The organism is Bacillus kalamii (genome assembly GCF_047238185.1).
Lineage (GTDB): Bacteria > Bacillota > Bacilli > Bacillales > DSM-1321 > Bacillus_AD.
The window spans coordinates 950685-974737 of sequence record NZ_JBDFMI010000006.1 but is presented as its reverse complement, the minus strand read 5'-3'; the positions used below and the strand labels follow the sequence as shown (position 1 = coordinate 974737).

At 44.1% G+C, this 24053-nt stretch carries 17 protein-coding genes, 4 rRNA genes and 1 riboswitch (1 of these 22 only partly in view); of the genes, 2 read left to right on the top strand and 19 right to left on the bottom strand.

Going from position 1 to position 24053, the window contains the following annotated elements; all coding sequences use genetic code 11:
• The 10 genes from ABC357_RS22675 to ABC357_RS22630 form a co-directional block, all read right to left on the bottom strand.
• Positions 1-694 (bottom strand): 16S ribosomal RNA (locus tag ABC357_RS22675); it reaches 857 nt to the left of the window's first position.
• A gap of 678 nt (positions 695-1372) precedes the next feature.
• Positions 1373-1879 (bottom strand): MltG/YceG/YrrL family protein, encoded by a 507-nt coding sequence (locus ABC357_RS22670; RefSeq protein WP_412889773.1) that lies wholly within the window; start codon positions 1877-1879, stop codon positions 1373-1375.
• The gene (locus ABC357_RS22665; protein ID WP_412889772.1) at positions 1869-2252 is read right to left on the bottom strand and encodes a hypothetical protein; all 384 of its coding nucleotides are present in this window, start codon (positions 2250-2252) and stop codon (positions 1869-1871) included. The genes ABC357_RS22670 and ABC357_RS22665 overlap by 11 nt, the downstream gene beginning before the upstream one ends.
• Before the next feature lie 589 nt (positions 2253-2841).
• Positions 2842-2957 (bottom strand): 5S ribosomal RNA (gene rrf, locus ABC357_RS22660).
• Between the two features lie 64 nt (positions 2958-3021).
• Positions 3022-5957: ribosomal RNA gene (locus ABC357_RS22655) — 23S ribosomal RNA — on the bottom strand.
• Between the two features lie 217 nt (positions 5958-6174).
• Positions 6175-7725 (bottom strand): 16S ribosomal RNA (locus ABC357_RS22650).
• Together the 16S, 23S and 5S rRNA genes form the textbook arrangement of a ribosomal RNA operon.
• A gap of 364 nt (positions 7726-8089) precedes the next feature.
• Positions 8090-9712, bottom strand: coding sequence for a long-chain fatty acid--CoA ligase (locus ABC357_RS22645; protein WP_412889771.1), 1623 nt, complete (start codon positions 9710-9712; stop codon positions 8090-8092).
• Between the two features lie 69 nt (positions 9713-9781).
• On the bottom strand, positions 9782-11356 hold the full coding sequence (locus ABC357_RS22640) for a fatty acid--CoA ligase (RefSeq protein ID WP_412889770.1): 1575 nt from the start codon (positions 11354-11356) through the stop codon (positions 9782-9784).
• Between the two features lie 55 nt (positions 11357-11411).
• Positions 11412-12560: a thiolase family protein gene (locus ABC357_RS22635; RefSeq protein WP_412889769.1), complete on the bottom strand. Its 1149-nt coding sequence runs from the start codon at positions 12558-12560 to the stop codon at positions 11412-11414.
• 24 nt (positions 12561-12584) lie between these two features.
• On the bottom strand, positions 12585-13730 hold the full coding sequence (locus ABC357_RS22630; protein WP_412889768.1) for an acyl-CoA dehydrogenase family protein: 1146 nt from the start codon (positions 13728-13730) through the stop codon (positions 12585-12587).
• Positions 13731-13893: 163 nt separating this feature from the next.
• Here ABC357_RS22630 and ABC357_RS22625 point away from each other — a divergent pair, with 163 nt between their 5' ends.
• Positions 13894-14466 (top strand): histidine phosphatase family protein, encoded by a 573-nt coding sequence (locus ABC357_RS22625; RefSeq protein WP_412889767.1) that lies wholly within the window; start codon positions 13894-13896, stop codon positions 14464-14466.
• Positions 14467-14505: 39 nt separating this feature from the next.
• On the opposite strand, the gene ABC357_RS22620 is transcribed toward ABC357_RS22625, so the two are convergent.
• The 5 genes from ABC357_RS22620 to ABC357_RS22600 all read right to left on the bottom strand — a co-directional run bounded on the left by ABC357_RS22620 (position 14506) and on the right by ABC357_RS22600 (position 17472).
• Positions 14506-14862 carry a DUF3147 family protein gene (locus ABC357_RS22620; protein WP_412889766.1) on the bottom strand — a complete coding sequence of 119 codons (357 nt, stop codon included), beginning with the start codon at positions 14860-14862 and terminating at the stop codon, positions 14506-14508.
• A 20-nt stretch (positions 14863-14882) separates the two neighbouring features.
• Positions 14883-15236: a DUF3147 family protein gene (locus ABC357_RS22615; protein ID WP_412889765.1), complete on the bottom strand. Its 354-nt coding sequence runs from the start codon at positions 15234-15236 to the stop codon at positions 14883-14885.
• A gap of 188 nt (positions 15237-15424) precedes the next feature.
• A complete protein-coding gene (locus ABC357_RS22610; RefSeq protein WP_412889764.1) occupies positions 15425-16756 on the bottom strand; it encodes an NCS2 family permease in 1332 nt (443 codons plus the stop codon).
• A 130-nt stretch (positions 16757-16886) separates the two neighbouring features.
• Positions 16887-16988, bottom strand: a riboswitch (purine riboswitch).
• Between the two features lie 122 nt (positions 16989-17110).
• On the bottom strand, positions 17111-17326 hold the full coding sequence (locus ABC357_RS22605; RefSeq protein ID WP_412889763.1) for a hypothetical protein: 216 nt from the start codon (positions 17324-17326) through the stop codon (positions 17111-17113).
• Between the two features lie 2 nt (positions 17327-17328).
• Positions 17329-17472 carry a MerR family transcriptional regulator gene (locus ABC357_RS22600; protein WP_412889762.1) on the bottom strand — a complete coding sequence of 48 codons (144 nt, stop codon included), beginning with the start codon at positions 17470-17472 and terminating at the stop codon, positions 17329-17331.
• A gap of 501 nt (positions 17473-17973) precedes the next feature.
• Between ABC357_RS22600 and ABC357_RS22595 the strand changes: the two genes are divergently transcribed.
• Positions 17974-18720: a CPBP family intramembrane glutamic endopeptidase gene (locus ABC357_RS22595; RefSeq protein WP_412889761.1), complete on the top strand. Its 747-nt coding sequence runs from the start codon at positions 17974-17976 to the stop codon at positions 18718-18720.
• Between the two features lie 58 nt (positions 18721-18778).
• Here ABC357_RS22595 and ABC357_RS22590 read toward each other — a convergent pair whose 3' ends face one another.
• The 4 genes from ABC357_RS22590 to ABC357_RS22575 all read right to left on the bottom strand — a co-directional run bounded on the left by ABC357_RS22590 (position 18779) and on the right by ABC357_RS22575 (position 23937).
• A complete protein-coding gene (locus ABC357_RS22590) occupies positions 18779-19966 on the bottom strand; it encodes a mandelate racemase/muconate lactonizing enzyme family protein (RefSeq protein WP_412889760.1) in 1188 nt (395 codons plus the stop codon).
• 252 nt (positions 19967-20218) lie between these two features.
• Positions 20219-21547 (bottom strand): MFS transporter, encoded by a 1329-nt coding sequence (locus tag ABC357_RS22585; RefSeq protein WP_412889759.1) that lies wholly within the window; start codon positions 21545-21547, stop codon positions 20219-20221.
• Between the two features lie 739 nt (positions 21548-22286).
• The gene (locus ABC357_RS22580; RefSeq protein ID WP_412889758.1) at positions 22287-23447 is read right to left on the bottom strand and encodes an anti-sigma factor; all 1161 of its coding nucleotides are present in this window, start codon (positions 23445-23447) and stop codon (positions 22287-22289) included.
• Positions 23440-23937, bottom strand: a complete 498-nt coding sequence (locus ABC357_RS22575; RefSeq protein ID WP_412889757.1) for a sigma-70 family RNA polymerase sigma factor — start codon at positions 23935-23937, stop codon at positions 23440-23442. The genes ABC357_RS22580 and ABC357_RS22575 overlap by 8 nt, the downstream gene beginning before the upstream one ends.
• Between the last annotated feature and the right edge of the window lie 116 nt (positions 23938-24053).

Genomic DNA, 24053 nt, shown 5'->3' with positions numbered 1-24053 from the left:
CTACACTTGGAATTCCGCTTTCCTCTTCTGTACTCAAGTCCCCCAGTTTCCAATGACCCTCCACGGTTGAGCCGTGGGCTTTCACATCAGACTTAAAGGACCGCCTGCGCGCGCTTTACGCCCAATAATTCCGGACAACGCTTGCCACCTACGTATTACCGCGGCTGCTGGCACGTAGTTAGCCGTGGCTTTCTGGTTAGGTACCGTCAAGGTACCAGCAGTTACTCTGGTACTTGTTCTTCCCTAACAACAGAACTTTACGACCCGAAGGCCTTCTTCGTTCACGCGGCGTTGCTCCGTCAGACTTTCGTCCATTGCGGAAGATTCCCTACTGCTGCCTCCCGTAGGAGTCTGGGCCGTGTCTCAGTCCCAGTGTGGCCGATCACCCTCTCAGGTCGGCTATGCATCGTTGCCTTGGTAAGCCGTTACCTTACCAACTAGCTAATGCACCGCGGGCCCATCTATAAGTGATAGCCGAAACCATCTTTCCCTCTTCCCTCATGTGAAGGAAGAAACTATCCGGTATTAGCCCCGGTTTCCCGGAGTTATCCCAGTCTTATAGGCAGGTTGCCCACGTGTTACTCACCCGTCCGCCGCTGACTTCCGGGAGCAAGCTCCCTTCTGTCCGCTCGACTTGCATGTATTAGGCACGCCGCCAGCGTTCGTCCTGAGCCAGGATCAAACTCTCCAATAAGTGTTTGACTTGCTCATAAAATAAAACTTGTTTGTTCCAACTCTGTTGGAACTTCGTTTAGAATTAACGTTGACGTGTTGTCTTGTTTAGTTTTCAAAGAACATGTTGTTGTTTGACGCAACTTTTATATCATAACATGATGTGAAGTCTATGTCAACAACTTTTTTGAAAAGTTTCTTTGTTGCTTAGCAGCAACTTTATTAATATATCATTTTTATTCTCTAGAGTCAATAACTTTTTTTAAAAGTTGTTGGTTCAAATCTTTTAAACTGCCATTTCTTCTAAAGAACATTTATAATAATATCACCTTAAATAACATAAAGTCAATAAAAATATTAGTTTATCACCAATTTATTTGATTTATATTAAAGGAGTTGCCAATTTATAATTCCCAGCCAGCATATATAAGCCAACAACAAAGTGTTTTCCTTCTCGTTAGACCTCAGAAATCGAATTTTTTAATTAACCCTCCTTACCTTCCTAACCTTCCTATTATTTAAATCGTGTTGAGAAAAAGAAACAAAAGATACGCTGCCCCCCGTAGTTTTCATTTAAAATCATTTGATTATATGCAATTCTATACAAGGATCTTTCACATTTTCATTAATAAAAAAATAGGAAGCTATTCCGAAGATTTTCTTTTCACAAAAAAAGCAGCCTTGTAAAAGGCTGCTTTTTTTAATTTCCTCTGAAAATCAAACCTACTATCTGTTCAATAGTCATATCGCTTCTAATTTCAAATGTTCCTGGACGTAAACTCTTGGATAACCTTTTACGTTCGACAGCATCTGAAAAAGTTTTACCATTGCTAATTATGTGGGCTTTCGCCAGAGCTTCACCAACATCAATGCTGGTCATTCCAGAAGTAACTGTCAAAATAGTTCGGTAAACTACTTTTTCAGATCCATCCGCTTTATTGCTATCAGGCTGTTTGCTGTTTGCTTTTTCTGCTTCGGCTTTAGCCTCAGACTTAGCAGTAGCCAGCTTATTTTGAAGTTCATCTTCAGTAAACACTAAATAGCCTTCCTCATTAAGGTTTTCTTTCATTTTTTCAACCGAAGGAGCTTTTACCTTTGGCTGGCTTTTTGCTGAACCTGAATCAGATCCAAGTAAATAAACAATACCGCAAATACCCGCAGCTACCAGAATACCAAGAGCGAAGAAACGGATTGATTTAGCTGTCATTGGTAACCTCTCCCCTTACAACTTTCGGTTTCACGTACGGAGCAAGCATTCTTTTGACTTCGCTTTCACTCAATTCTATCTTCTTGGCAATTGATTCAGTCGAATATTTGCGTCTATGCATATCTACTGCTTCTCTTAATTTAACCCGTTCCTCCGGAGACAGCTTCATCCCGGCCTCTTGAGCAATGATTTCTATATCCAATTCAATATCTCTAGTCTTATCCTGTAAATCTTTTAGTTCTTTCATAATGGTTGCATAATAAGCATTATTCTCTTCTTCTTGTTCTTTTGACTTTTTATTAGATATTGAAAAAGATAAAATGAGCAACACAATCGCTGCACCAAATAAAATGGCTAAAGCCCATTCCATCATGCTTTTCCTCCCTTATTTAAACAAATAATCTTACATTGTTACATTATACATGGTTCTCGACAAATTTCGATTGAAATTCTTTGTAAATCAGAAAAAACCATTCAAAGGTCAGATATTTTTGTACATATTTTCTTTATATAGGAATTTAAGTCCTGTATTAAATACCTAATATGTATAAAAACCTTTTTCACTACCAAGCTTACATCATATTTCTTATAAAATCCTTAAATTCAATCTATTTTTGTTCAAAAAAGAAAATTATATTCTTCTGGTCGATTAATAAAGAAATTTGTTGATTTTTGTAGTGCAGTAAACATCTACTTAATTTAATCGGAATGTTTTTTTCTACTGTTCCTTTATTACTAACTTCTTATCCTGATATTATGTAGCTAACCTATTCTTTAACAATAATTGCTCTTCAATAATTATTATCCTGCGATTTCTACTGGCTTAAGGCTACTATGTTAACATTCTTATTATAAAAATTGACCATCAACCCATCTTTTTATTCTAAGTATACAATCAAGACTTTCCTTCTATTAGTTTTTAAATAACAAAAAAGACCAGCGCAATCGCTGATCTTTGTGTTGCCTGGCAACGTCCTACTCTCACAGGGGGAACCCCCCAACTACCATCGGCGCTGAAGAGCTTAACTTCCGTGTTCGGAATGGGAACGGGTGTGGCCTCTTCGCCATCATTACCAGACATATAAAGGAATGTTATTCCTTCAAAACTAGATAACAGAGTCAAAAGTAAATCAAACAACAATTTGGTTAAGTCCTCGACCGATTAGTATCCGTCAACTCCATGTGTCGCCACACTTCCATCTCGAACCTATCAACCTGATCATCTCTCAGGGGTCTTACTAGCTTGACGCTATGGGAAATCTCATCTTGAGGGGGGCTTCATGCTTAGATGCTTTCAGCACTTATCCCGTCCGCACATAGCTACCCAGCGATGCCTTTGGCAAGACAACTGGTACACCAGAGGTGCGTCCATCCCGGTCCTCTCGTACTAAGGACAGCTCCTCTCAAATTTCCTACGCCCGCGACGGATAGGGACCGAACTGTCTCACGACGTTCTGAACCCAGCTCGCGTACCGCTTTAATGGGCGAACAGCCCAACCCTTGGGACCGACTACAGCCCCAGGATGCGATGAGCCGACATCGAGGTGCCAAACCTCCCCGTCGATGTGGACTCTTGGGGGAGATAAGCCTGTTATCCCCGGGGTAGCTTTTATCCGTTGAGCGATGGCCCTTCCATGCGGAACCACCGGATCACTAAGCCCGACTTTCGTCCCTGCTCGACTTGTAGGTCTCGCAGTCAAGCTCCCTTATGCCTTTGCACTCTACGAATGATTTCCAACCATTCTGAGGGAACCTTTGGGCGCCTCCGTTACATTTTAGGAGGCGACCGCCCCAGTCAAACTGCCCGCCTGACACTGTCTCCCACCCCGATAAGGGGTGCGGGTTAGAATTTCAATACAACCAGGGTAGTATCCCACCGACGCCTCCACCGAAGCTAGCGCTCCGGCTTCAAAGGCTCCTACCTATCCTGTACAAGCTGTACCAAAATTCAATATCAGGCTGCAGTAAAGCTCCACGGGGTCTTTCCGTCCTGTCGCGGGTAACCTGCATCTTCACAGGTACTATAATTTCACCGAGTCTCTCGTTGAGACAGTGCCCAGATCGTTACGCCTTTCGTGCGGGTCGGAACTTACCCGACAAGGAATTTCGCTACCTTAGGACCGTTATAGTTACGGCCGCCGTTTACTGGGGCTTCGATTCAAAGCTTCGCTTGCGCTAACCTCTCCTCTTAACCTTCCAGCACCGGGCAGGCGTCAGCCCCTATACTTCGCCTTGCGGCTTCGCAGAGACCTGTGTTTTTGCTAAACAGTCGCCTGGGCCTATTCACTGCGGCTCTCTCGGGCTTGCACCCTACCAGAGCACCCCTTCTCCCGAAGTTACGGGGTCATTTTGCCGAGTTCCTTAACGAGAGTTCTCTCGCACACCTTAGGATTCTCTCCTCGCCTACCTGTGTCGGTTTGCGGTACGGGCACCTTTTATCTCGCTAGAAGCTTTTCTTGGCAGTGTAGAATCAAGAACTTCGGTACTAAATTTCCCTCGCTATCACAGCTCCGCCTTCACGGCAATGGGATTTGCCTCATTGCCAGCCTAACTGCTTAGACGCACATATCCAACAGTGCGCTTACTCTATCTTACTGCGTCCCTCCATTGCTCAAACGATAAAGAGGTGGTACAGGAATATCAACCTGTTGTCCATCGCCTACGCCTTTCGGCCTCGGCTTAGGTCCCGACTAACCCTGAGCGGACGAGCCTTCCTCAGGAAACCTTAGGCATTCGGTGGAAGGGATTCTCACCCTTCTTTCGCTACTCATACCGGCATTCTCACTTCTAAGCGCTCCACCAGTCCTTCCGGTCTGACTTCACAGCACTTAGAACGCTCTCCTACCACGCATACCATACGGTATGCATCCACAGCTTCGGTGATACGTTTAGCCCCGGTACATTTTCGGCGCAGAGTCACTCGACCAGTGAGCTATTACGCACTCTTTAAATGGTGGCTGCTTCTAAGCCAACATCCTGGTTGTCTAAGCAACTCCACATCCTTTTCCACTTAACGTATACTTTGGGACCTTAGCTGGTGGTCTGGGCTGTTTCCCTCTTGACTACGGATCTTATCACTCGCAGTCTGACTCCCGATGATAAGTCTTTGGCATTCGGAGTTTGACTGAATTCGGTAACCCGATGAGGGCCCCTAGTCCAATCAGTGCTCTACCTCCAAGACTCTAACAATCGAGGCTAGCCCTAAAGCTATTTCGGAGAGAACCAGCTATCTCCAGGTTCGATTGGAATTTCTCCGCTACCCACACCTCATCCCCGCACTTTTCAACGTGCGTGGGTTCGGGCCTCCATTCAGTGTTACCTGAACTTCACCCTGGACATGGGTAGATCACCTGGTTTCGGGTCTACGACCACATACTCATTCGCCCTATTCAGACTCGCTTTCGCTGCGGCTCCGTCTCTTCAACTTAACCTTGCATGTAATCGTAACTCGCCGGTTCATTCTACAAAAGGCACGCCATCACTCATGAATGAGCTCTGACTACTTGTAGGCACACGGTTTCAGGGTCTATTTCACTCCCCTCCCGGGGTGCTTTTCACCTTTCCCTCACGGTACTGGTTCACTATCGGTCACTAGGTAGTATTTAGCCTTGGGAGATGGTCCTCCCTGCTTCCGACGGGATTCCTCGTGTCCCGCCGTACTCAGGATCCACTCAAGAGGGAACGAAGTTTCGACTACAGGGTTGTTACCTTCTTTGACAGGCCTTTCCATGCCTCTTCATCTACCCCGTTCCTTTGTAACTCCATATAGAGTGTCCTACAACCCCGAAAGGCAAGCCTTTCGGTTTGGGCTATCTTCCGTTTCGCTCGCCGCTACTCAGGAAATCGCGTTTGCTTTCTCTTCCTCCGGGTACTTAGATGTTTCAGTTCCCCGGGTCTGCCTTCCATACCCTATGTATTCAGGTAAGGATACTGTTCCATTACGAACAGTGGGTTTCCCCATTCGGAAATCTCTGGATCAAAGCTTACTTACAGCTCCCCAAAGCATATCGGTGTTAGTCCCGTCCTTCATCGGCTCCTAGTGCCAAGGCATCCACCGTGCGCCCTTTCTAACTTAACCATTATGGTCAGTGGCGCTTTGTTGTACAAAGCGTACTTCAAATCATTTCGCAAGAAATGATGGTGTTACTTGGTGTGTTTGTTTACTTTACTGTTATCTAGTTTTCAAGGAACAATGTTGTCGGCCAGCCTAAGCTGATCCAACTGAGTTTTGAGAAAGATGATGCTCTCTCAAAACTAAACAAGACAGTCACGTAACATTCTTCTAATTTCCTTAGAAAGGAGGTGATCCAGCCGCACCTTCCGATACGGCTACCTTGTTACGACTTCACCCCAATCATCTGTCCCACCTTAGGCGGCTGGCTCCATAAAGGTTACCCCACCGACTTCGGGTGTTACAAACTCTCGTGGTGTGACGGGCGGTGTGTACAAGGCCCGGGAACGTATTCACCGCGGCATGCTGATCCGCGATTACTAGCGATTCCGGCTTCATGCAGGCGAGTTGCAGCCTGCAATCCGAACTGAGAATGGCTTTATGGGATTGGCTAAACCTCGCGGTTTCGCTGCCCTTTGTACCATCCATTGTAGCACGTGTGTAGCCCAGGTCATAAGGGGCATGATGATTTGACGTCATCCCCACCTTCCTCCGGTTTGTCACCGGCAGTCACCTTAGAGTGCCCAACTGAATGCTGGCAACTAAGATCAAGGGTTGCGCTCGTTGCGGGACTTAACCCAACATCTCACGACACGAGCTGACGACAACCATGCACCACCTGTCACTCTGTCCCCCGAAGGGGAACGTCCTATCTCTAGGAGTGTCAGAGGATGTCAAGACCTGGTAAGGTTCTTCGCGTTGCTTCGAATTAAACCACATGCTCCACCGCTTGTGCGGGCCCCCGTCAATTCCTTTGAGTTTCAGTCTTGCGACCGTACTCCCCAGGCGGAGTGCTTAATGCGTTTGCTGCAGCACTAAAGGGCGGAAACCCTCTAACACTTAGCACTCATCGTTTACGGCGTGGACTACCAGGGTATCTAATCCTGTTTGCTCCCCACGCTTTCGCGCCTCAGCGTCAGTTACAGACCAGAAAGCCGCCTTCGCCACTGGTGTTCCTCCAAATATCTACGCATTTCACCGCTACACTTGGAATTCCGCTTTCCTCTTCTGTACTCAAGTCCCCCAGTTTCCAATGACCCTCCACGGTTGAGCCGTGGGCTTTCACATCAGACTTAAAGGACCGCCTGCGCGCGCTTTACGCCCAATAATTCCGGACAACGCTTGCCACCTACGTATTACCGCGGCTGCTGGCACGTAGTTAGCCGTGGCTTTCTGGTTAGGTACCGTCAAGGTACCAGCAGTTACTCTGGTACTTGTTCTTCCCTAACAACAGAACTTTACGACCCGAAGGCCTTCTTCGTTCACGCGGCGTTGCTCCGTCAGACTTTCGTCCATTGCGGAAGATTCCCTACTGCTGCCTCCCGTAGGAGTCTGGGCCGTGTCTCAGTCCCAGTGTGGCCGATCACCCTCTCAGGTCGGCTATGCATCGTTGCCTTGGTAAGCCGTTACCTTACCAACTAGCTAATGCACCGCGGGCCCATCTATAAGTGATAGCCGAAACCATCTTTCCCTCTTCCTCCATGTGGAGGAAGAAACTATCCGGTATTAGCCCCGGTTTCCCGGAGTTATCCCAGTCTTATAGGCAGGTTGCCCACGTGTTACTCACCCGTCCGCCGCTGACTTCCGGGAGCAAGCTCCCTTCTGTCCGCTCGACTTGCATGTATTAGGCACGCCGCCAGCGTTCGTCCTGAGCCAGGATCAAACTCTCCAATAAGTGTTTGACTTGCTCATAAAATAAAACTTGTTTGTTCCAACTCTGTTGGAACTTCGTTTAGAATTAACGTTGACGTGTTGTCTTGTTTAGTTTTCAAAGAACATGTTGTTGTTTGACACAACTTTTATATCATAACATGATGTGAAGTTTATGTCAACAACTTTTTTAAAAAGTTTTTTCGTCGCTTAGCAGCAACTCTATTAATATATCATCTAGCAACCTTTTATGTCAACACTTTTTTAAAGTTTTCTTTTCAGACGTTTATCTTCAAAATGTGTTTTTCCGAGGTGCAAGATTGATAATACCACCATACACCCCGGCAGGTCAACCATATATAATAATAAAAGAGTATTCAGAAATTAAATTAAGCTTTATCTGCCACAAGCCCTTTCACCTGATCCCTTAGTTTTGCCTTCAGAAATTTCCCTACAGATGTTTTAGGGATCTCTTCCATAAACAACACTTCATCAGGCAGCGTCCATTTCGCCACCAAAGAAGACAGATGCTCTATAATATCCTCCTTCGCCACCTTGTCTTTATATGCATCCTTTACCACAACACAAGCAATCGGCCGTTCTTGCCATCTTGGATCTGGCACCGCTACTACACATGCTTCAAACACGGCTTCATGCGACATAATGGCATTTTCTAGATCAACAGATGAAATCCATTCTCCGCCACTCTTGATCAAATCTTTGGTACGGTCGACAATTTTAACGTTTCCTTCTTGATCTACTGTTACTACGTCACCTGTACATAACCAGCCATCTTTAAAAGAATCTGCCGTTCGCTCATCTTTATAATACTCATCCGCTATCCATGGACCCCTTATCAGCAATTCTCCCATTTCCTTGCCGTTCCATTCGACTTCCCCCTCTGCACCAATCACTTTCATTTCAAGCCCCGGGACCAATAAACCCTGCTTACTTTTAAGCTCCAGCCTTTCCGCCTCATCAACCGACTCTTCCTGATAGCTTTTAATAGTAGAAATCATGGCGAGCGGCGTTGTTTCCGTCATGCCATAAGCATGAGCAAAAGGGATATTGTACTTCTTTTCAAAAGCTGCGATCATCCCTTTCGGCGCTGCTGACCCTCCACATAGGATGCTCCTTAACGAAGATAGATCATACGATCCTTTTTCCAACTCATTCAGAAGCCCTAGCCAAATGGTCGGAACCCCTGCCGTAATGGTCACTTTTTCACTTTCAATTAACTCGGCAAGCACTTTTGGGGTGAATTGCGGTCCAGGTAGTACTTGTGTAGTGCCAAACCACGCCGAGGCAAACGGCATTCCCCATGCATTCACATGAAACATCGGTACAACCGGCATAGCAACATCTTTCTCAGAAATAGCCGTTGTATCAGCAAGCCCAAGGGCAAACGAATGGAGGACTATTCCCCTATGGGAGTAGACTACACCCTTAGGATTTCCAGTTGTGGCCGACGTATAGCACAAACCGGCCGGGTCATTTTCATCCAAATCCTTTCTGAAGGGATGTGCAGGATTACTTTCCTCCAATAATGCTTCATATGAATAAGCAGGCGATAACGTTGTTTCTGGCAGGGATGTACCATCATTCATAATGATAAACGCTTTGACCTTTGGCAGGCCAGATTGAAGTTTTTCGACTAGAGGCACTAAATCAATATCTATTAAGAGGATACGATCTTCAGCATGGTTGATGATAAAAGAAATTTGCTCTGGCGCGAGCCTGATATTGATGGTATGGAGGACAGCGCCAATACCCGGAGCAGCAAAATAGGCCTCCAAATGGCGATGGTGATTCCAAGCAAGCGTCCCGACACGGTCTCCTTTTGCAACGCCGAGCTTTTCTAAAGCATGCGCCAGCTTTCTTGTCCGCTCCCCCGTTTCTTTATAGGTAAATCGTTGAATGCCTGCATGCGTCCTGGAAATAACCTGTTTCTTGCTATAGAACCTTTCTGCTCTTTCTAAAAGTGAACCGACTGTCAAAGGCATATTCATCATACTTTCATTACCCCTTTCATATTGGCGGAACGTTTACTAAAGGAACTATTATAGATAATATGGGTCGGACTATTCTATTGCTGCGCTGCCATCGGCAAACTGTTCCAATTGGTTTCTCAATAGGAACTTTTGGATTTTTCCGCTGGCATTCCTCGGCAGACTATCCGTTATGATATACATCCTTGGGCGCTTAAACTTAGCAAGCTTATCGCTGTTCAGGCAGAACTCCTCTAAATCAGAAGGGGCCAACCCTTCTTTTTTAGGCACCACAAATGCAATGACACGTTCTCCCCATGTTTCATCCGGCTGTCCAAGTACGGCCGCATCCAGCACATCAGGGTGTTCATGCAATAGATCCTCTACCTCCCTTGGATACACATTTTCTCCGCCGCTGATGATCATATCGTCTACACGGTCCTTCACCCACAGATACCCTTCCTCATCGAGGTAACCGATATCGCCTGTATGGTACCATCCCTGATACAACGCTTTATCAGTCGCTTCTTCTTTATTGAAATATCTCTTCATCATGCAAGGGCCCTTTACGATAATCTCTCCGGTCATTCCTGGCCGGACCGCATCATCGGGATCGGAAGGGCCATCCTCACTCGGATGCACAATCCGAATTTCATGGTTGAGGATGGCTTTGCCGGCCGACCCGGACTTCCTCAATTGGTCTGCTTCCGGCAAAAATGCGATGGCCGGCCCCATCTCTGTCATGCCATATGCTTGGACCAGTTTCACCTTAAAATGCTCACGGCAAGCATGGACAAGCACAGGGGCCATGGGGGCTGCCCCATATAAACCCAATTGCAGCGAGCTCAAATCATAGTTTTTGAATTCCTGTTGCAGTAGCATATTCCACATCGTCGGGGCAGCAAAAAATTTGGTGACCTTCTCTTTTTCAATCTGCTCAAGTGCCTGGGCAGGCTGGAATTGATGCATGATGATATTCGTCGCACCGACATGGACGCGCGGCAAAAAAGCACAATGCAATTCGGCACAATGAAACATCGGCGCAAATGTCAGCCCCCTGTCATCCTCATGCAATTCAGTCGCCTGGATAACCAGCATACTTTGTTCAATCATTTCCCGGTGGCTATGGACAACCCCTTTCGGTCTTCCCGTTGTTCCGCTTGTATACATAATTGCGTAATCATCATTTTCATCTACCGGCTCCCCAATCAGGGGATCGCTTGCCGCAGACACATTACGCCAATAAGACTGGGCATAAGCAGGTGTTTCCCCATCGCACATCCAGAAGGAAGTCTGTCCAAACCGATGTTCGATTGAAGCGATAATGGATTCCAACGCCTCTTCAAAAATCACCACTTTAGGGGATGCGTCTTCAAGAATATACGCCAATTCCTCCGCCATCAGCCGGAAATTGACTGGATTGAATACCGCTCCGATTTTTGCGCAGGCAAAATAGGCGCTTGCCAGTTCTTCGCGATTATACAAGAAGGTTGTGACACGGTCGCCTTTACTCACCCCTTCCTTCAAAAGCGCAGCAGCAAGGGCTGACACATGGCTGTTCCACTCCGCGTACGTATAGGAACTCCCGCTCCTTACATCTATTAATGCCTGTTTTTCCGGATATTTTCTTACAGTCATATCAAAAACATCGCCTATTGTTACACCCATATCTCTCAGCTCCCCAATTGAATTGGCCCTTCATTACAGCCGATGCGCCTTCCCATCAGATGCGTTCTATAATAGTCGCATTGGCCATCCCATTGCCTTCGCACATCGTTTGCAATCCATACCTCCCTCCTGTTCGCTCCAGCTCATTCATCATGGTGACCATCAATCTAGCGCCGCTTGCACCGAGCGGATGGCCGAGCGCAATCGCCCCCCCGCATGGGTTCAGCTTTTCCGGATCAGCTCCTATGGCCTTCAACCAGGCAAGCGGCACAGAAGCAAATGCTTCATTGACTTCAAACACATCTATGTCATGTAATGAAAGCCCAGATTTCTTCAATGCTTTTTCAGTAGCCGGAATGGGGCCGGTAAGCATTAGGGTTGGATCCGATCCTACAACCACTCTTGTCTTAATGATGAATCTTGGTTTCAAGCCCATTTTTTCTGCTTTGCTTCGTTCCATGATCAGTAAAGCAGCCGCTCCATCGCTTATTTGGCTTGCATTGCCCGCATGGATCATGCCATTTTCCGTGAAAGCCGGCTTCAACTGGCTTAACGCTTCCATAGTAGATTCTCTTCTCGGTCCTGCATCTTCATCTATTGTTATGGCATTGCCTTCCGCATCAGCTACTTGCATCGGCATTATTTCATCTTTGAATTTCCCTTGCTCTTGGGCAAGGATAGCCTTTTTATGGCTCTTCAGCGCGTACTCATCCAGTTCTACCCTTGTGAATCCATACGTTTCAGCGATCCTTTCCGCAGAAAGGCCTTGGTTGATGATTTCATATCGCTTTTTCAACGACTCACTCGGGGTGGCTCCCTGATAATTAGACCCCATCGGAACACGGGACATATTTTCAACTCCTCCAGCTATGACTATGTCCATATCACCCGCTAGAATAGCCTGCGCAGCAAAATGGATCGCTTGCTGGCTGGACCCGCATTGGCGATCGACTGTCGCGCCCGGAACTTCTATAGGCAGCCCAGCAATCAATGCTGCTGTTCTCGCGATGTCTCCTGCCTGCTCACCGACTTGGGACACACAGCCCAAAATAACATCCTCAACGTATTTCCCCTCTAATTGGGCGCGCTTCAATAATTCTTTAATGGCAGCTGCGGCCAGATCCTCAGACCGAATCTCCTTCAGAAACCCATTCCTCTTCCCGACCGGAGTTCTTACACCTTCCACTATTACAGCTTCTCTCATGAAAACCCTCCTTTATCCCCCTATTTATAAGCCCATATTTTTGGCAATGATTTTTTTCATGATTTCATTTGTCCCCGCATAGATACTGGCCACCGGAATATCCCTAAATCTTCTCGCAATCTTGTATTCTTCCATATAGCCATAACCGCCGTGAAGCTGCATGCATTCCATCGCAATATGTTTGGCCATTTCCGTCAATTTCCATTTGGCCATCGATACCTTTGTGACTATATCTTCCCCAGCTATATGATCTGCAATCAGCACATCAAGGAATGTTCTGCCCATCTCAACTTCAGTTGCCATCTCCGCCAGCTTAAACTGAGAATGCTGAAAGGAACTGATGGGACGGCCGAATGCTTGTCTCATTTTAGTATATTCAAGCGTCATTGACAGCATGTCCTCTGCCGACACTTGGGCTGCGATCGCAACAAGCAGCCGCTCCTGCTGCAATTTTTCCATCATATATAGAAAACCCTTCCCTTCCTCCCCCAAAAGATTTTCTTTCGGGATCAGGCAATCTTCAAATATCAGCTCAGCTGTATCCTGGCAATGCAGCCCCACTTTATCCAATTGTCTTCCTCTGCTGAAACCAGGCGCTCCACGCTCAACCAACAATAAACTGATTCCTTTATGGGCTGGCACCGCCTTCGGATCTGTCTTGCAGGCAACCAAAAGCAAATCCGATTGAATCCCATTCGTAATGAATGTCTTTTGGCCATTGACTACATAATGCCCATCCTGAAGGGCCGCTGTCGTCCGAATGCCAGCCAAGTCGGAGCCTGCTCCCGGCTCCGTCATCGCAATAGCAGTAATTGTTTTACCCGATGCACATGACGGTAGCCATTTTTCCTTTTGTGCTGTTGTCCCATATGATTGAATATAAGGAACAACTATATCATTATGTAGCCCAATTCCAACCGTGCCAGAACCGACTTTCTCTAATTCTTCATTTATGATGACAGAAAAACCCCAATCCACTTCGCTCCCGCCATATTCTTCCGGAAGATCCGGACAGAGGAAACCTTGCTCGCCCATCTTCTCCCAAAACCGGCGGGGAATCATCCGTTCTTTCTCCCACTTGTCATAGAAGGGATATGCCTCTTTATTAAGAAATTTTTTGAACGATGAGCGAAACATTTCATGTTCTTCTTTTAAGTAGGGATGCTTCATCTATAAATCCCTCCACCTCTAGTTAATAAGCAAGCGTTTACATTTTATTATTTGAATTATCTAATTATTTTATTTACACTATTTTACATGATACACACAAAGCTTACAATCCATGATTTCTGAAAAAAAGATTACACATTTCATGGAAAGGAGGAACATTATATTGACCACACTCACATTGATCCGGCACGGAAATACGGCATGGAATACAGAGAGAAGGGCACAGGGCTGCGCTGATATACCATTGGATGAAACAGGTATCCTTCAAGGGAAAAAGCTGGCTGAACGGCTGAGCTCCGATAAGTGGCATACGATTTACAGCTCTGATCTTTTGCGGGCAAAGCAAACAGCCGAACTTATTTCAGAACGGCTGGACTCGATCGACATCCTTTACGATCCCAGGCTGAGAGAAGTAAATGGAGGATTAATAGAAGGTACGACTGAAGCTGAACGTATCGCTAAATGGGGCCCCGACTGGCGTTCATTAGACCTCGGCTTGGAAGAAACAGAAAAAGCAACTGAACGGGGACTGTCAGCAACCCAAGACATACTCCGTTTGCACGCCGGCAAGAACATTCTAGTAATTAGCCACGGTGCCATCATTACGTATCTGCTTAAGGAATGGCTGCCTTCAGCAGACTGGGAGGCCCCGATGCTTAATACTTCCGTCACCAAACTTGTATGTAATGATAAAGGATGGAAATGTCTCTTATTCAATTGCACAGCCCATTTATGAGCAGAAAAAAGGGAAATCCTTTTAGGGCCTCCCTAGAAATCATGCCCGATTCGGCTTTACTCGAATGAATGAAATGGCAACCGAGCTGGACAGCCATCCAACTAAGCCGAGCAGAATGCTCCCACTCCACGGAATATGGCGCTCCAGGCTCCAAAGAACAATCATGACGAAAACCAAACAGCCAATCATTCCATATACAGAGCCTTTCGCCATACACGCCGCCTTTTTCGAACCTGATTTGATGCCCACCATAATGACAGCAGTGATCATCACAGCAGGAAATGCCGCCATTATACCTGCAAGCACCTTCCATGGCGAAAAGACTGTAATTAAATAACTGAGACTGACTGCGCTTCCCCCCAACAGAAATCGGATCACTAAGTCCCTATTCATCATTAAATCTCTCCTCGCTCTTATTAAATAAAGAGAACTGATATGACAGATAACGCGCACCAGCATAGTAAAGCACTGGCCAGCCCTTTTTTCCATCCTTGCCGTTTCAACAGAAATCCCGCCAGAATGGCCATGCATATGTTGATGACCATGCCTATAACGGCCCCTTGTGAAAGAGTGATGGAATGCCTTACTAATTCTTTTCCTGCATAATCAAGCTTAGCCGTCAACAAAGCCGCCAAAAAGACTGCAGGAAACGCAGCAAATATGCCTCCCATTCTATCTCCAAGTTTTGTGCCGACAACTGTACATAATACAACAGCAAGCCCTCCAAAAATAAATCGCAGCAGAAGGCCGCCTACCGATAAGTGTGCCACTTACATTCGCCTCTTTATAGATGAACTCTGGATTTATGTGATTTTTTTCACAATTATTCCTTCTATAGTTTACTCCTATTCTATTCAGGGAAATATGAAATTTTTTCAAATTTTACAAGTTTAAGAGATAATTCAGGAACGCAAAAGAACCCCATCCTGGTTATGGACGGGGTTCACATGTTATATCATTATTTTAGGAAAATGAAGTAGCACAAGAAGATTACAAACAAACCATACATGATCGGATGTACTTTTTTCCCTTTGCCTGCAACGATCATTGTGATCGGATAGAAGACAAATCCCATTGCGATCCCTGTTGCGATACTGTAAGTCAATGCCATAGTCGACACAGTCAGGAAGGCAGGAACTGCTATTTCAAATTTATCCCATTCAATATGCTTGATTGATGATAGCATCAATACACCGACGATGATCAATGCCGGCGCGGTAACTGCTGACGTTACGACAGACAGGACCGGGAAGAAGAAGATCGATAGGATAAACAATAAACCTGTTACGATTGCCGCAAAACCTGAGCGCGCTCCCGCTGCTACACCGGCTGTAGATTCAACGAATGATGTAGTAGTAGATGTACCGAAGATTGCTCCGATTACGATAGCAAGTGAGTCAGCCAATAACCCTTTTCCTACTCGAGGAAGTTCATTGCCCTTCATCAATCCGGCTTGCTGCGCCACCGCCACCAACGTTCCAGCAGTGTCAAAGAATGCTACGAATAAGAATGTTAGAATAACAATCAAAATCTGGCCCGAGAATAAATCGCCAGGCTGCTTGAATGCTTCAAAAGCAGCACCGAATGTAGGTTCAAGGCTTGGTACAGCCCCTACGATTTGTTTAGGCACTTCAATCAATCCAAAAATCATACCTGCAATTGAAGTAACGATCATACCGATAAAGATAGCTGCTTTGAACCCTCTTGTCATCAAAATGACTGAAATGATCAATCCGAAAATCGCAAGTAATGTGCTGCCTTTTGTCAGGTCGCCAAGACCGACTAATACCGCATCGTCGTTCACAATAATTCCGGCATTCTGGAAGCCGATGAAGGCGATGAAAATACCGATACCTGCTCCGACCGCATGCTTAAGCTCCAGCGGAATAGCGTTGATAATTTTTTCACGGATACCGGATAAAGATAAAATAACGAAGATAACCCCTGAAATCAAAACACCTGTCAACGCTGTTTGCCAAGGAATACCGTATGTCAATACAACTGTATAAGCAAAGAACGCATTCAATCCCATACCCGGTGCGAGCGCAATCGGATATCGGGCTATAATCCCCATCAAAATACTGCCTGCTGCAGCAGCTAGAGCTGTGGCAACGAACACGGCACCACTGTCCATACGCAAGTGGTCTGGAAGATCCGGGATACTTTGCAATGTCAGCGTTAATGGGTTAACAACCAAAATATAAGCCATTGCAAGGAACGTAGTGAATCCGCCGACTACTTCCCGACCATAGGTCGTTCCAAGCTGTTCAAACTGAAAATACTTCTTCATTCTTGATTTCCCTCCACCATTCGTAGTTGTGATACCTTACGAGTTTTACCATATAAAAAGCCCCGTTCTGACAAAAGAACGGAGCTTGACATTCAATGATAAACAGACCTATAGCTACACTAATGATAGAGATAGGACATTCATTCATCGTAGTCAAGCCGTTCACGGCAGCTTGGTAGAAACTTTTGGGCCATATTCCCAAAGATATACGACTAGCAAAATATAATGTTTATATAATTTCTATACCCATAGTACCAACGCCAGAGGAAGTTGTCAACAAAAAATCCGAACGATAGCACCGAAAAAATTCATATAGTTCGTTTTCTATTAAATCCCATTATTCAAACAGATCTTTTATTTCGGTAAATACAGTTTTAATTGCTCCAGTCCCGCTACTATTTCCTCCAGTCTTTCAGCCAGCTGGCTTTGCTCCTTCTCTACTTTTCTCTGCTCGTCAGCAAGCATCCGATAGGCAATCATCAATAACTCCTGGTGGCCGCAGCCTTTTTCCCTTTTTAGAAGGAACAAGCTTTTTATTTGCAGCAGCGTCAGCCCCAAACGCTTAAACATGACTACCGCCTCAAAATCCTTTTTTCCTTATCAGCAAACCGGTATCTTTTGCCCTGGAAGCTTGGCTGCAGCAATTCAAGCTGAATATAGTGCCGAATTGTATCATGCGTCGTTTCCATTGCCTTTACAAATTCTCCAATTAGCACAGTGACCACTCCTTGACATGGAGTAAACCCAATATTGTTTACTGTTTGTAACCCAACGGAAAGGATTGATTCCCTATGCATGTACTTTCATTAATCGCCGCTCTTTTGGCAGGCATGTATGGATGTTTATTACTACTCGCCTCCTTAAAAAGCAAAATCCCGTTTATCTCGTTGTTTTTGACTGGGTGCTGCGGAACCATTTTAATCTTCTCCACTATCCGATACATTTGATTTCAGCATGTGGATTACGGATTTATGGTTGGTTTTATCGGTATGATTTTTGTTGCACTGTACAATGGCCGGATTATTTATCAGAAAATAAACCTCAGGCATCATGCTATTCGTTTTCTTTTGACATTGGCTGTACTGTTTGTTTTATATCACTCATAAAATAAAAAAAGAACACATTCCTATATCGCAATAGGTGAAGGAACTTTTCTAAAAAAAGCGAAATACTAGAAGAATATTACTTCCATATTATAGTAAAAGGAGTGGCTATTTTTGCAAAAGCATGCTTATCCCCCGCTCAGCAAAAGACCTTACTTAGTAATTACTTTTATTGAACTTGCTCTCATTATTGCACTAGTGGGCGCCGGCACCTATATTACGATCAGCGGGCATACTGATTGGCAACCGCCTTTTCTCGCCTTCATCCCCATCACACTTATTCTATTGATCTATTTACTAGCTAAAAAACAATGGGGAACCTATTTCTATGGCAGACTCAACAAGCTAACAGCCCGCGATTCACTCGACTATCTTCCGCTGGTGGCGATTCTGGCAATCATTCTTTTCAGTGTTAAAGGCATCGATTTTTCTTCCATATCCTATGTAGGCTATATGCTGCTTTACAGCCTGCTGATTGGGTTTGTGGAGGAAACTCTTTTTCGCGGCATTATCCTTCGACTGCTGGTGCCGAAAGGAAAAATGAAAGCGATTATTGTCTCCAGCCTGCTGTTTGCTTTCACCCACGCCTTAAATGCGGTCGGCGGACAGTCTGCAGCGGACACTGTCATGCAAATCGGCTATGCTTTTTTGATCGGTCTGGTTTTAGCTTCTCTGGTCGTAAAACATCATGCCCTTCCACTCATGATCATTTTTCATGCGCTCCATGATTTTTTTCAATTCACAGGTCAGACTGAACGAACCCAATCCTTCGTTGACTACATCATCATGGCAATCCTGTTAGCGGCCTTTCTTTGGCTGCTTCCGAAAGGCAAATATAAGCAATCGGCAAAAGCGGCTTAAAGAGAAAAACCAGAACATGCCAATCGGGCTGTTCTGGTTTTTGTATAATCCTAGCCAATCATTTAACCGTTTCAATATAAGCTGTATTAATCGCTTTCTCACTCAATTCCTGGCCAATGCCCGGGAGATCAGGAACCTCAAAATATCCATTTTGCGGTTGATAATCATATTTGCAAAGTTCGATATTTTCATCCAGCAAAGCGGCTGCATGGTGTTCGTGAATCTGGAAATTCGGAATAACTGCTTCAAGCTGCAAAGCCGCCGCAGTGGCAAGCGGCCCTCCACAAATATGCATTTGAACAGATGCATCATAAATATGGGCCATATCACAGATTTTTTTACCCTCTGTAAGCCCGCCGCAGTTCCCAAGGTCTGGTTGTATAACTTGCAAAGAGCGGTTTTCAAGGAAAGGGCGATACCCCCATCTGCTATAAATTCTCTCCCCGCTCGCTACAGGTATGTGAATGTTTTGTGCGATTTGTTTCATTGATTCTGTATTTAAAGGCATAGTCGGTTCTTCATAATAGAAACATCTGAATTGCTCTAATTCCCTTCCTAGTTGAATAGCAGAATTAGTATCTGTCAGCGAATGCAATTCAATTATGATATCTAATCCAGGACCTCCCGCTTCCCTTATTGCAGCAACTCGATCGACCGCAATTTTAAGCTGATTATATTCTAAAATTCCGTAGTTGCTCCATCCCATCCAATTGCCATCCAGGTCAAAGCCGACCGGGTCCACTTTTATGCAGGTATAACCTTCTGCCATGGCTTTTCTAGTTGCTTCGGCGTATTCTTCCGGTTGAACCAAGGCGTGTGAATCTTTCCCCCAGTCGAACTGGATCTGGCTAGCATAGGCTCTAAGTTTATTGTTGGTCTTGCCGCCTAAAAGCTGATAAACAGGCACTCCGAGTTTTTTTCCTCTAATATCCCAAAGCGCGATATCAATAGCACTCATTGCAGCAAAGATGACACCTCCGCCCCCCATGCCCCAGAAAGTCATTCTGAGCAGTTTCTCCCAAATTTCTTCATTATTCATCGGATTCATGCCGATGATTAATTCTGCGAAATCTTGCGCCATTCCAAACTGTGCCTTTTCCGCATTTCCATAGGCAAGGCCAATTTCCCCAAAACCGCTGATTCCTTCATCTGTATTGATTCGAACAACTGTTGGATTCCAAGGTGTTCCTTTCACAGTTGGTGCTCCTTGAGTAAGTTTCATGACGTCAACACTTGTGATTTTCATAAAATGAACACTTCTTTCTTTAGAATTTTCTAATCGCCGGAGAGATGTCGTTTCTGTTTAGTTGAACAAACTAACTATTCTAAATAATGATGATCTACATCAACTAAGAGAACGAGATTCCATAAATCAAATTCATCTTTTGAGAAAAGGGCTTCAGCTACCCCTTTACTGGTTGCTAATCAGGAATAATCATCAACTTTCCATACTAATGTGATTGTTTTGACATGGTTTTTGAGTTTGATTAAAATGAACTTATACTATACTTTCTGCGGGCTGTTCGGTATCCGATTTGATTTCTTTCAGCTTTTCTTGTTTTTGCATTTTTAATGTGATAGTCATGAAAAATGCAATTAATGCGCAAAGAAGAAGGAATACAAAGACGCCAGTAGTACCCAAAATGGATTCCTTTATAAACCCGACAGCAAGATTGCCAGCAAAACCGCCAAAGCTTGACATGGAGTTGATAATAGCTACGCCAATAGCTGCTGCCTCTCCACTCAAATAAATCGTCGGTATTGCCCAATACGGCCCGTAGAATGAATATGAAGCTACACCTGTCAATGTAAGTCCGATTAGCTTCATAGGTATGCCCGGTGCCATCATCAGCCCTAAAGCAAGAACAAAAACAATCATAGGCAGTGCCGTATGTTTAACCCGCTCACCTTTCTGATCAGAATGTTTTCCCCAATACAACATGGCGATCAAACCTACAATAGGAGGAAGCATCATGATAAAGCCGACCGTGGTATTGCTAAATGCTGCAGAAAACTCCTTAACTAAAGTCGGACTCCAGAAACTTAGCGCTTGTGTTGTGATTTGGATGAACATGTATATGAAAGCAAGCCTCCACACTTTACCGTATTTAAAGACCTTGCCCAATGTGAAATGAGCTGTTTCCGTTTTCATTGCATCTTCTGCTGCTATTTCGTTAACCACCCAATCTTTTTCCTCTTGAGTCAACCATTTAGCATCCTGTGGCTTATCTGTGAGATAAATGAAACAAAAAATCCCGCCTACAACTGCTGCTATACCTTCAAGCATATAAACCCATCTCCAGCCATCTTGGCCCAGCCATGAAACATGATCCATTATTAATGTAGAAATAGGAGCACCGATAGCAGCTGCAATTGGGCCTGCAATAAAGAAAATGGATGTGATCCGCGCGCGGTATCTCATTGGAAACCAAAAGGTAAAATAATAGATCATCCCAGGAAAGAACCCTGCCTCACAAACGCCCAGCAAAAAGCGGAGAATAGCAACGTGTGTGAAACTTTGAGCAAAGAATACGCCACAAGTTACTAACCCCCATGTAATCATAATGCGCCCAATCCATAACTTCGCTCCGAATCGATGCATCGCCATATTACTCGGGACTTCTAAGAAAAAATATCCTATAAAGAATATGGACGTTAATAAACCGAAGGCCGCCGCTTCAATTCCCAAGGCCGCATTCATATCAAGGGCAGTAAATCCAAGATTTCCTCTATCAATGATATTGACTATATAGAGAAAGATACAAAAGGGCATCAACCGCCAAGTCATTTTATTAATCGCCCTTTTTTCAATTTTAGACTGATCCACGTTAACTCCTCCCTATGAAATAAGATATTCTTAAAATCCACTTTGAGAAAACTATCACAAATCAGCCTGCAGTGCTTCTTGAAGTACGGTTTCCTTTAAAGAAAATCGTTTTAAGGCAAGAAAAGAATCAATGCCATTTTCCGATCCTAGTGAGGTTTACACGTGCATCAATCATTTCGATTTAACTGTCAAACTAGCTACGATATACTAGCACAGCTTACAAAATCATTTTGTACACTCACCCAAGGAACAACCGCCTACATATAAATCATCAAACCATTTCTCTATATACGTCTCCTGAACGGATTGTTATCAATATATTCCCCCCTTTGAGAAACTCTAATTAAAATCCATTTGTTCAGTCCTGAACATGGAGTTATTATATCACAGGAATTTTTTAAATATATTGTTATATACCAGAAAAAATATAAGAGTTTTATATTTTTTCACATTTCGTTAATATTTCAGACAATTTTTATCCCACATGAAGGAATCGCTATTTATATACCATTCGGATTGGTATTTTATGATTTTTTAGTAAGTGGCATGGATTTTAACCATAAAAAAGGCTGTCAAAATGACAGCCTACTTCTAATCTACTTCCTTTTTTAGCTAAACCGCATACTATCTTCTTGATCGCAGAAGAAAAAATCGGGCTATTATTAGTTCCACCATATCTGCTTTAGTACAGTAATCCTACTAAATGTCTTTTAAGAAATTCATCTCATTTACTAAAACCTTACTCACTAGCCCCATCAACCTCATTATCCCAATTCCAAAAACGTACTTCATCGACTTCTACATCGCTAATTTTTTTTTCATCCTTTAGCTTTAATACTTCCTTTGTCGGGCCTGTAATGACAGCTCCATAATGTTTAAAACCATTGTCTTCAAGATATTGAATGCGTTCAGAAAGATTCAGTTTGCCCCAATAGAAATTGTTAGCTATTCGTTCATGTTTACTTAAAAAGCGCAGTGTCTTTAAGAACTGTTTATGAAGAGGCTCTCCTTCTCCCTCTTCATACTCTGGTGAGGAGCTGCTTTCAGAGACTGTTTTTGTTCCAAACAGTCCTTTTTCCTCTTTGCGTGAATCCAGAATCATGTCGTCATCATGCCAAATAGGAGAGCTCGGAAAGCCAATAGGTTCGATCACACTCTCCTCTTTCTTTTCAAAACCAGTATCTACAGCAAGCCATACTAATCTAATATCCTTATCTTTAAATAATGAAAAAACGTGCTCTGTGCTCATTAACTTTGAAAATGAAACGTAAGCAGATACAACCGTTCCTTCAGGAAATTTCTTTAAACGGTCCCACCCCGAAAAACCCCGAGAACTTGATCCCGGATAAATGAATGCAGGGTTGTTCGTTGAAGTAGCACCAAGATACGTAATTTTTGGAACAGCCATCATCGAGAAGAAAAACTTTGTTTCCATCTCCCCCACTTTAATCGTTTCATCTCCCACAACTTTTTTTAAGTCTCTAGTGGCCTTCATTCCAAAGTAGGCTGAAGAATTAGAGCTCGAACCATCCAAGTATCCATATGGATTCATTACGGTTAAACTGTAATCAACCACATTCCGTAACGCCTCACCTCTGTCCGGCTTTCCCGTTGTGTAATAAACCATTGTTAAAATGGCAGAAACGATGGTAAATATGATAAATAAGCCTATCACCATAAGTGCCGTCTGGAATCTCGCCTTCCATTTCCCACGTTTCATAATTCGTTGCTGCTTTTTCATATTAACTTTTGTGTTTGTGAACTTACCCTGTTTCTCTTCCTCTATTATTTCTAGATACTTCTCAAGCTTCTCCAACTCTTCCTCTATCTCTTTCACTTGCCCCGGAGTAAGCTCTCCTTTTTCATATGATTCTAAACGCCTTTTAAATTCATCATCCATTCTCATTGCCCCTTCCTTGCCTTATTGCCTGTCTGCCCCGATATAAAAGAACCTTTATATAAGCATTGCTCACCTTCATTACATCAGCTGCTTCTTGATACGACAAATCGTTGAAATCACAAAGCAGCACAGCCATTTTATATTTCTCAGGCAAAGCATTCACCTTACGTAACAGTTCTTCAATTTCTTCTTTGGCAACAACTGCCTCATCGATCGCTTTTCTGTTATCTAAAAATCCGGAAAAATAACCTCGATCCTTAATGGTTACTCTTTTTTGTTTTCGATAATGATCGATATATGAATGATAGGCTACCTTAAACAGCCATGCCTTCACGCTTTCCTTTTGATAATCTTCAATATGTAAATGAGCACGGAAAAAAGTCTCTTGAACAAGGTCCTCCGCTGTATGATGGTTATGACAGAGAGAGAACAGAAAGCGGTAAATATCAGAAAAATAAGCAATATAAAGACTATCCAACGAATCCCTCATCTGATCCTCCTCTCATTAATAACACGCACCAAACAAAAAAAGGTTACAAATATTCCCTTAATTATTGAATTATATAAGTATTGTAATACCTTATACTAGCCAATGCGTTTGATGCA